Here is a 9397-nt window from a genome sequence, read left to right on the forward strand (position 1 = left end):
GTTTATATTATGGGGGGAAAAATTAAAATTTTATCTTCTATTATGTATGTATTGTTGTTAAGTTCTAATATTGCATTAACAGGTGTGCAATGTAAAAGTGTACAGTGTAAAAGTATTAATGATACTAATATTAATGTGAAAGATGAAGATGAATATAACAGATATAAATATGCATTAAATAAATTAAAATCAGATAAAAATCTAACCAAATATCAAAAAAATATGATTAAAGAATTGTTTTATGAAAAATATAATGAGCGAACAAATAAATGCTTATCTTGTAATCAAGTGGAATCATCAAAAGTGTGGGATCCAACAACAATAGGATTACCCCGTTTAAAAGCAACAAGTCACTATATTTGTCTAAGAAGCTCAATTAGTGAGATAGAAGTTGAAAAAAAATCAAATAATAAGATACTGTTATTAGCAGCTGTAGGTAGTGGGATTGGAGGTATGCTTTGTAATGCAGCTCCAATAGTTGGACAAGTAGCTTGTGGTGCTCTTGCAATTGTAGCAGGACATCAATATTACTTAGAAAAGTTACCTAATGATGTAAGTGAGTATAAAGAACAATACTTTAGATGGATAAATACCAGTAGCTATAAATATGAATATAGATATATTTCTGGGTTTAAGGATAAAAATGGGAATATATTAAACAGAGAGACGCATTGCACAACTGGAGATTTTGATTATTTAGTAGATTAGTTATGGAGAAATGATATTATGACAAGAAAATTACAAGTAATATTAAATATGATTTTGATATTTATAGCATTGGTTCTTTATAATTATAAAGCAATAACAGTATTAAACTTTAATTATGATGGGTTAATGAAAATATGTTATTTGTTAATTATCACCACAAACTTAATAGATTTATATAGTGAGATGAAAAATACTTATCCTAAAATTAATATTATAAGTATTTTATTGAAAAGTTTTGTAGTATTAATTGTTACATTATTAATGATTGAATAGGAGAAATTTATATTATGTTAAAAAAGATAGTAGAATTATTAAATATAGATAAATTTCATCTTATATTTATAATAATATTTTTAATTATAATTACATTATCATATTTTGTTGATAAACCGTATTCTCTAGGATTATTAGCATGTTATATTATGGCCATTTATAGCTTTATAAAAGTAATAGATATACATCATAATGCTAAGATTACCACTATAAAATTATTTATTCTATTAATGGTGCTAATAGTTTTGCCAACAATGAGCCTTTTTAGAAATCAGTATATTCAAAAGGAGTTATATGACATATTTTCAAAAATTTATTAGTAAATACAAATGTATTAATTGAAATAAAGAGAGTTGATTTAGATAAAGGTTTTTGGTGAGGGGGATTAATTATGGAATGGATTAATTATTTTGTTACAGAAGATACTAATGATCTAATATTTAGAAAAAAAGATGATGATATCATATTTATTGATCCTTTATTACATATAATTTATGACGATTTAATTAAATATGGTAAAAACTAATGGTTACAAGAGAATTAATTAAATATATAAATAAAAATGTTACATATAATAAAAAATTATAAGAGCAATTAATGGAGGGCAGCATATGAAGTATATTAAATATATAGTAACAGGATTTATATGTGGGATATCCTGTGCATTATTTAAATATATAGATATTAAATTAAATTTAAATTCTAAATTTAAGGATAAAAAATTAATTTATTTTTTTATAATGCTTACCATATTATTTAGTATGATCTTTATTTTATTAGAAATAAAAAATAAGCTTATAATGTTATTTCATAATTTTAATATAGTTCCTCTTATATAAAAATTAATTCTATTGGGTGCAAGTTGTATAAAGGGGGATTTATTAATGAGGGAAAATATTAGAATATTATTACTCATATTAGGATTAACTACTATTATATTTATTGTTACATATATGTTTATTACTACATATTTAGCTAGCACTACATAAATTTAAGGATAAATTAATGTATTTAATAAATTAAAAGATTTATAATAGTATTAGAAGTCTATATTTAAAAGAAGTTGGAGGAATGTATATGATAATTACTACTACAAATGCAATTGAAGGAAAAAGAATACTTGAATATAGGGGTATAGTTTTTGGAGAAGTGATTTCTGGAGTAAACTTTATAAAGGATTTTGCTGCTGGATTAACTAACTTTTTCGGAGGACGTTCAGGCTCTTATGAAGGAGAATTAATCCAAGCTAGAGAAAATGCTTTAAAGGAACTTGAAAATAGGGCTATATCTATGGGTGCCAATGCAGTTATTGGAGTTGACATAGATTATGAAGTATTAGGACAAGGTGGAAATATGTTAATGGTTACAGCTTCTGGTACTGCTGTAGTTATAGAGTAAAAATATAAATATTTTTAGATAATAAGTTTAATAAAAAGAAGATATAACATAGGGACTGTCTCAAAATTATTTTTAATAAGTTTTGAGATAGCTCTTTTTTATAATTTTTAATTTTTATATTGAAGTTTAGAAAGTTAAAGTTAAGGAGTAATTTTAATTATATTTGGTATATTTGTATTGGAACTAAGAATTAAAGAGGTGAATATTTTGAAAAATAAATATCACGTTTTATATATGTCTTTAGTACTAATTTTAGCTATTATAATAGCAAATTCACTTGCTTGTTATTTTGGTGGTAAATGGTTTTATATATTTTATCACTTATGCTATGGTATTATTCTAAGTTTATTTTTCCCAATTTGGTATGTAAAAACTAAGGAGTATTTAACATATAGTTCCTTTGGAATAAAAAAAATTAGGTTAAAAGATTATATGATAATTTTAGTTTTTGTAACTTTTTCTATTGGAGGGCAACTTATTAATTTGGATTATAAAAGCATTCGATTTGACCTATTATCATTGAGTGTTGCACCACTTATAATGACTACTTTTTTTGAAGAATTTTTATTTAGAGGGTTTATGCAAACAAGATTTGAGAACGCTTTTGGATATATACCTGCAATTATCTTATCTGGCTTTTCATTTTCTATTTATCATTTAGGCTATTCTAAATTTAGAAGTATAAGTGAAATTGTTTTGTTATTTTTTGTAGGAATTATGTTTGCAATAGCATATAAAGTATCTAATAATAATTTAATTGTGTCCTATTTTGTAAATTTACCTAATGCTTTATTAACTTATTTAGTTAAATATGAAAAGTTTCCAGCTTTTAATTTAACTTCAACTATTATATCTATTATTGTAATTTTTATAATAATATTTATTTTAAGGTTTACATTTAGAGGTGATAATATGTCTAATAAAAAAATAATAAGTTCAATATTAATAGTAATAGCCTCATTATCTTTTTTTTCAGGATGTGATAGTACTAATAAAAAGAACAATAAAGATAAAGTTAAAACTAATACTACTATAAGTAGTACAAAAAATAATGAAAATAGGAGCAAAAGTAATTTAGATACAGTTACCTCAGGAATTCTAATAGGTTTAAGCCATGATCAAAAGCATGATGAAAATAAGGATGGATTTAATATGTCATCAAAAGAATTTAGAACATTATGGATTTATCATGATGGTGATGAAATTATATTAAAGGAAAAAGATAAATCAATAGTAATACCATATAAGGATAGTTTTTATGAAATTAAAAATGATCTTTTTCAACTTAAAGAGAGAAACGAAGAAAATAAAAGTGAAGATTTTTATTTAAAATATAAATCTTATTATAGCTGGAACAACATAGTAAGTAAAATTATAGGGTCAGCTGATAAACACCTTTTTACAGAGAAATCTTTTAAGGATAAATATAGCGCTGTAGAGGGAGATTTTCCATTTAAATCAAACATAGAAACTGTAAGTTATATAGGTAACAATTATGCATGTATAAATAGTGATTACTATGAAACTGGTGGTGGAACCTATAGAAGCGGAAAAAATGATATAAAATTATTTAATATAGGGAATTTAAGTAATGTAAATTATAGAGAAAAGAGCGAAAAGCTTTATAATTTGCTAGATGAGGATGTTAAAAAAGAAATTAAAGAATTTCAGAATAAAAAAAATAATGAATTTAAATCTGGGAATGTAGGACAAAATCCGCAATTTATTAAAGTTGAGAAAGTTTTAGATATTGATAATTTATCACTTGTCAGAAAAGAAGGAAAGTGGATAGTTGAAATACCAGTTTATGAAAGATATAGTCATGAAGGTAATGGCAGTACTGCTTATAAAATAGTAGAATTTATTCCTTATAAGTGTAAATTGCCAACATCAATAACATCTTATGATAGTTTATGTCTTCCATGGGTAGATATTAAGAAGGCAGTGCCAGATGCAGTAGATGCAATATCTTCTCCAAAGGAAGAGTTGTTAGCAGTAGTTACAAAAAATCAAATATTGATTTTTGTAAATCCTAAGGAAGGTATAAAGGAAGCTAAGCTAAAGATTCCACTAAAAAATAATGAAGAAGTAATATCAAATCAATGGGCATTAGGCAGTTATGTAGAAAAGTGGAATAATGAATTAGAAAAGGCATTTAAGTAAATTAAATATTTAATTTAACTAAGGCATAAAGGAGGGCTTGGAATGGGTTATGAAAAACAAAAATTTATAGAAATATGGGATAAGGTTGCACCTACATTTGGAAAAATTGGTCCTAAATATTGGGATGAATTTGGAAAAAGGTTAGTGGAACTTTCAAGCATTAAAGAAGGAGCGAAAGTATTAGATATAGGAATGGGAAGAGGTGCATCTTTATTTCCTGCAATAGAAGAGATAGGAGAAGATGGATATGCTATAGGTATAGACATTTCGGAAGTTATGGTAAGGGAAACATATAATGATATTTTAATGGAGCATATAGAAAATGCAAAGGTACTAAGAATGAATGCGGAAAGCTTAGATTTTTATGATAATTATTTTAATAATATAATTTGTGGATTTGGTATAGGATATATTTTATTTAGCGATAATAAGTTAACTGAAATCTTAAGGGTATTAAGAGAAGGTGGACAGGTAGGATTTAGCATATGGGGAGTTCAAGAAGACCAAAAGTGGTTAGCTAAAATCAATAATAAGTATTTACAAAGTTCTTCATGTAATGAGGAAAAAGATAAAAATTCAAATGATTTAAAGTTTAATACAACAGATGGTATTAAAAGCATATTAGAGAATTCTGGTTTTACAAATGTTAAAGTTTATGAAGAAAATACAGAAGTTGTTTATAGTAGTAAAGAAGAATGGTGGCAAGAAATGTGGTCTAATGCAGCCAGAGGAGTTTTTGAGCAAGTAGAATCATTTGGAGAGGATAAACTTGAAGAGTATAAAAAGGATATATTTAATGGGCTTAATAAATATAAAAAAGGAGAAAAATTTTATTTTAACATGCCAGTTATATATGCATTTGGAGAAAAGAGAGGGGAATAGAGCTTATGGATATATATCTTAAACATATTACAGAAGAAAATTTAAAAGAATGTATCAATTTGAAAATATCAAAAGAACAAGAAAGATATTTACCACATACTAATGAAGCATCTATTAATGAAGCAAAGGTTAATTCTCAGTGGATGCCTTTGGGAATTTATAAAGATGATAAGATGATAGGATTTGCAATGTATGGACCGGATGATGAGGAAACTGATTGTATATGGTTGATTCGCTTTATGATTGATGAAAAGTATCAGGGGAAAGGATATGGAAGATATGCATTACAACTTTTATTAAATAGAATAAAGGAACAATCAACATTAAGAAAAATATATTTAAGTTTTCATCCAGAAAGTATAGTAGCAGAAAAATTATATTTAAGTTTTGGATTTAAGCAGTTTATAACTGGATTTGAAGCTGAGGATGAGATTTTTTTTGAGCTAATTATGTAATATAAGAAAATTACGAAGCAACTTTTTATAGTGTGAAGGAGATGAGTTAAAGTGTGTAATGAGTGTTATAGTGATAATCCAAGAATAACTCCTCTTTTAAAAGGAGAACAATGCTTAAAAAATCATACCCAATATATATGTCCAACATGTGGAAGATGTATATGCATTGATAGAGATGATAAGAGAGGCGTTTATAGATGGAATTTTCCTTTTAAAACATTAGAAATTGCTAAATTATATTTGAGGACAGCAGAAGTTGTATGTAATGATGTTTGTGGAATATATGAAATTACAGGAAAAAACAATAGGATTTCTTATAAGATTTTTCATGATAAAAAAGACTTAGAAAAGTATTTATCAAAGAATAAGGACAAGATATGTAAACAGATGAGCCCTGTATATATATCTAAGCAATATATTGAAAATCCTAATGCTGGAATTAGAAAACTTAGGGATGATGAAGTAAAAAAATATCTACAGGAACAAAAAGATTTATGTGAAATTTAAATTGCAATTTAGGAGGAAATAATATGGACTATACAATTATTGGAATAATATTAATTGGAGTTTTAACAATTTTAAGTAGTATTCATACATTTCAAGATAATGTGACACGTATGAATTCAACTTTAAATAAAATTGCTAAACAGGTTGGAGTACCAGGACTAGATATAGATAGTGAATTACGTGATCTTATTTCAGAAGGTAAAAAAGTTCAAGCAATTAAAAAGGCAAGAATAGTTTTAGGGCTTTCATTAGTAGAAGCAAAGGAATATGTTGATTCTTTATAAAACTTTAAAGGAGATATAGTATGGATAACAAAAATAAAATAAAGTTAACTAAAGAAAAAAGAGCAGAGATGATTTCTTCTATAAAGAATTATTTTTATAATGAAAGAGAAGAAGAAATAGGTGAATTAGCTTCAAGTTTAATTTTAGATTTTATTATAGAACAACTAGCACCAGAATTTTACAACCAGGGAGTGTATGATTCCTATACATATATGAGTGATAGAATTGAAGATGTATTGTCAATTCAAAAATATTAATTAATATTTATAATTATAATATTTTTATAATAAGAATATAAAAGTAAGACTTAATTTGTAAAATATAAGCAAGTTAGGTCTTATTTTTGTAAAAAACAGAAGCAATAAAAAATATGGCAATGTATATAATGAATAAAGGCTATAAAATGAATGAGGGTAAAAATTCATGAAAAGATTAGGTATATTTTTTATATGCATTTTGCTTTTATTAAGCTTCTGTAGTTGTGATGTTAAAAATAATAATATAAGTAATAGTTCATCAAAAGTAACAGATAAGAATGAGAAACTAAAGAGTAAGCAAAATAACAATACAGAACCTATTAATTTAGATGAGGTAAAGGATACTTTTTATAATAAAAAGGAGGACTTGACTAAAAAATTTGGTAGTAATGTTAATGTGAAAAATTTTAGTGATGAAATTATATCCTTGGAATATGATAACAAATTAATATTTCTTTTAGACAAAGAAAACAAGAAGGGTGTATTTTCAGTAATATTAAAAAGATCACTTAAAATTAGGAATAAAATAATAGAACTGGGTATTACTAAAGTTGAGTTAAAGAAAATATTAGAAGAAGATGGAGAAAAATTATTAGATGTTAATCCCCAAAACCCTTACCCATGGATTTTAATTAATGGTTTAGAAATTAGTTTTAAGTTTGATAATAATAAAGAAAACAAAGAGGAGGCTAAAATTTTAACTGAGATTGATATAAGCCTTGGAAAATAAGTTTTATAAATGATATGATTTGTTAAATTAGAATAATTTAATTTTTTGTCATTAACATGGTAAAATAATAGCATTAAAAGAAATAGAATGTTTAGATATTTTAATTTGCAAAAGGAGAAAGTATGGAGAAATTATATGGACTTTTAGGTGAAAAGCTAACACATAGCTATTCACCAATAATACACAATATTATATTTAAAAATATAGATACAAAAGCTCAGTATCATCTTTTTGAAATAGAAAGAAACAACATTAAAAACGTTATATCAGGGCTTAAAACATTAAATATTTCTGGAGTAAATGTAACTATACCCTATAAGATTGAAATAATGGATTATTTAGATAGTGTATCTAGTGAGGGAGAAAAAATTGGAGCAGTAAATACCATATGTATAAATAATAATAGAGCAGTTGGTTACAATACAGATTATTATGGATTTGGCATGATGTTAAATAAGTCTCAAGTAGATGTATGTGATAAAAAAGCTATAATATTAGGAACTGGTGGTGCTGCTCAAGCTGTAGTACACTATCTTTTAGATAATGGAATAAGAGAAGTAGCTGTTGTAAGTAGGGATAATAAGAAAAATAAATTTATGAAAGATATAGATATAATTAATTATGAGCAATTGAAAAAAATTAAAAATAACGATATTTTGATTAACTGTACTCCGGTTGGTATGAGCCCTAAAATAAATGAATCACCAATTTCTAAAAATGAAGTAGCTATTTCTGAAGTAGTAGTAGATTTAATATATAATCCGAAAGAAACACTAATTCTTAAATATGCTAGAGAACTTCAGTTAAAGGGAATAAATGGACTATATATGTTAGTTGCACAGGCGGTAAAAGCTGAAGAGTTGTGGAATGATATTACAATTTCTAGTGATGTTATAGATAATATTTATGATGAAGTAAGCAGTTATTTAAAATAGATTAAGGAGATAGATACATATATGAAAATTTTAGTGATAAATGGACCTAATATAAATATGTTAGGAATAAGAGAAAAAAATATTTATGGAAAAATAGGATATGATGAACTGTGTAAGATAATTACTGATAAAGGGAAAAAATTAGAACAAGATATTTATATGTTTCAAAGTAACATTGAAGGAGAAATAATAAATAAAATTCAAGAAGCTTATGGGAAATATGATGGCATTATAATTAATCCAGGAGCGTATACTCATTATAGTATAGCCATATATGATGCTCTTTTAGCTGTATCAATACCAACAGTAGAAGTGCACATATCTAATATTTATAAAAGAGAAGAATTTAGACATAAATCTGTTACTGCTGCAGCATGTATAGGACAGATTTCAGGATTTGGAGTATATGGTTATGTGATGGGTATTTTAGCATTGATAGAACAGAATAAAAACAAGTAAAGAGGTAATTATGAATAGTAAAGAATATATTAGAGAGTGTGAAAGTTTTTCTGTAAATAGCTTTCTATGATAATTATTTTATAGGCATGGAGGTCATGGTAAAACTCCATGCCTTAATTACAATATAATTAACAATGAATTGCATGTCAAGAACACCCTAGAGAAGGGCGTATTTTTGGAGCCGTAGGCTTAATTAAAAAAGTCTTCCTTCAAACATTATTGATAACTCACCATATACTTTTCCCCAATTACGAAGAGGCATAGTCCACTTCTTCGTAGCTTCAAATGTTGCTAAGTACAAAGCTTTCATTAATGCAGTATCACTTGGAAATACACTTCTTTGGCG

General features: G+C 25.8%; 15 protein-coding genes and 1 pseudogene. 15 read left to right on the forward strand and 1 reads right to left on the reverse strand.

The genetic code is table 11. The annotated features are described in order from the left end of the window. Positions 1-9 precede the first annotated feature (9 nt). The 15 genes from T514_RS27315 to aroQ all read left to right on the forward strand — a co-directional run bounded on the left by T514_RS27315 (position 10) and on the right by aroQ (position 9051). The gene (locus T514_RS27315) at positions 10-708 is read left to right on the forward strand and encodes a hypothetical protein (RefSeq protein WP_027624639.1); all 699 of its coding nucleotides are present in this window, start codon (positions 10-12) and stop codon (positions 706-708) included. Between the two features lie 18 nt (positions 709-726). Further along, positions 727-981 (forward strand): hypothetical protein, encoded by a 255-nt coding sequence (locus tag T514_RS0109935; protein WP_027624640.1) that lies wholly within the window; start codon positions 727-729, stop codon positions 979-981. A 14-nt stretch (positions 982-995) separates the two neighbouring features. Beyond that, entirely contained in the window at positions 996-1301 is a 306-nt protein-coding gene (locus T514_RS0109940; RefSeq protein WP_027624641.1) for a hypothetical protein, read from the forward strand. 71 nt (positions 1302-1372) lie between these two features. Continuing rightward, positions 1373-1507, forward strand: a complete 135-nt coding sequence (locus T514_RS27530) for a hypothetical protein (RefSeq protein ID WP_278246519.1) — start codon at positions 1373-1375, stop codon at positions 1505-1507. 85 nt (positions 1508-1592) lie between these two features. After that, a complete protein-coding gene (locus T514_RS0109950; RefSeq protein ID WP_027624642.1) occupies positions 1593-1820 on the forward strand; it encodes a hypothetical protein in 228 nt (75 codons plus the stop codon). Between the two features lie 238 nt (positions 1821-2058). Continuing rightward, positions 2059-2379: a putative heavy metal-binding protein gene (locus tag T514_RS0109960; RefSeq protein ID WP_027624643.1), complete on the forward strand. Its 321-nt coding sequence runs from the start codon at positions 2059-2061 to the stop codon at positions 2377-2379. Positions 2380-2586: 207 nt separating this feature from the next. Continuing rightward, positions 2587-4542: a CPBP family intramembrane glutamic endopeptidase gene (locus tag T514_RS25685; RefSeq protein ID WP_051541988.1), complete on the forward strand. Its 1956-nt coding sequence runs from the start codon at positions 2587-2589 to the stop codon at positions 4540-4542. A 42-nt stretch (positions 4543-4584) separates the two neighbouring features. After that, positions 4585-5424, forward strand: coding sequence for a class I SAM-dependent methyltransferase (locus tag T514_RS0109970; protein ID WP_027624644.1), 840 nt, complete (start codon positions 4585-4587; stop codon positions 5422-5424). Positions 5425-5429: 5 nt separating this feature from the next. Further along, positions 5430-5879 (forward strand): GNAT family N-acetyltransferase, encoded by a 450-nt coding sequence (locus tag T514_RS0109975; protein ID WP_027624645.1) that lies wholly within the window; start codon positions 5430-5432, stop codon positions 5877-5879. 51 nt (positions 5880-5930) lie between these two features. Beyond that, the gene (locus tag T514_RS0109980) at positions 5931-6386 is read left to right on the forward strand and encodes a hypothetical protein (RefSeq protein WP_027624646.1); all 456 of its coding nucleotides are present in this window, start codon (positions 5931-5933) and stop codon (positions 6384-6386) included. A gap of 23 nt (positions 6387-6409) precedes the next feature. After that, on the forward strand, positions 6410-6670 hold the full coding sequence (locus T514_RS0109985) for a hypothetical protein (protein ID WP_027624647.1): 261 nt from the start codon (positions 6410-6412) through the stop codon (positions 6668-6670). A 20-nt stretch (positions 6671-6690) separates the two neighbouring features. Beyond that, positions 6691-6927 carry a DUF2164 domain-containing protein gene (locus T514_RS0109990; RefSeq protein ID WP_027624648.1) on the forward strand — a complete coding sequence of 79 codons (237 nt, stop codon included), beginning with the start codon at positions 6691-6693 and terminating at the stop codon, positions 6925-6927. A gap of 166 nt (positions 6928-7093) precedes the next feature. Next, positions 7094-7657, forward strand: coding sequence for a hypothetical protein (locus T514_RS0109995; protein ID WP_027624649.1), 564 nt, complete (start codon positions 7094-7096; stop codon positions 7655-7657). Between the two features lie 122 nt (positions 7658-7779). Beyond that, complete coding sequence (aroE, locus tag T514_RS0110000) at positions 7780-8592, forward strand: shikimate dehydrogenase (RefSeq protein ID WP_027624650.1); 813 nt, start codon at positions 7780-7782, stop codon at positions 8590-8592. Positions 8593-8613: 21 nt separating this feature from the next. Continuing rightward, a complete protein-coding gene (aroQ, locus tag T514_RS0110005) occupies positions 8614-9051 on the forward strand; it encodes a type II 3-dehydroquinate dehydratase (RefSeq protein ID WP_027624651.1) in 438 nt (145 codons plus the stop codon). A gap of 193 nt (positions 9052-9244) precedes the next feature. On the opposite strand, the pseudogene T514_RS26115 reads toward aroQ, so the two are convergent. Next, positions 9245-9397, reverse strand: a pseudogene (locus T514_RS26115) (IS256 family transposase); the annotation flags it as partial.

It is taken from the genome of Clostridium lundense DSM 17049 (genome assembly GCF_000619945.1).
In the GTDB taxonomy this organism is placed as follows: Bacteria; Bacillota; Clostridia; order Clostridiales; family Clostridiaceae; genus Clostridium_AO; species Clostridium_AO lundense.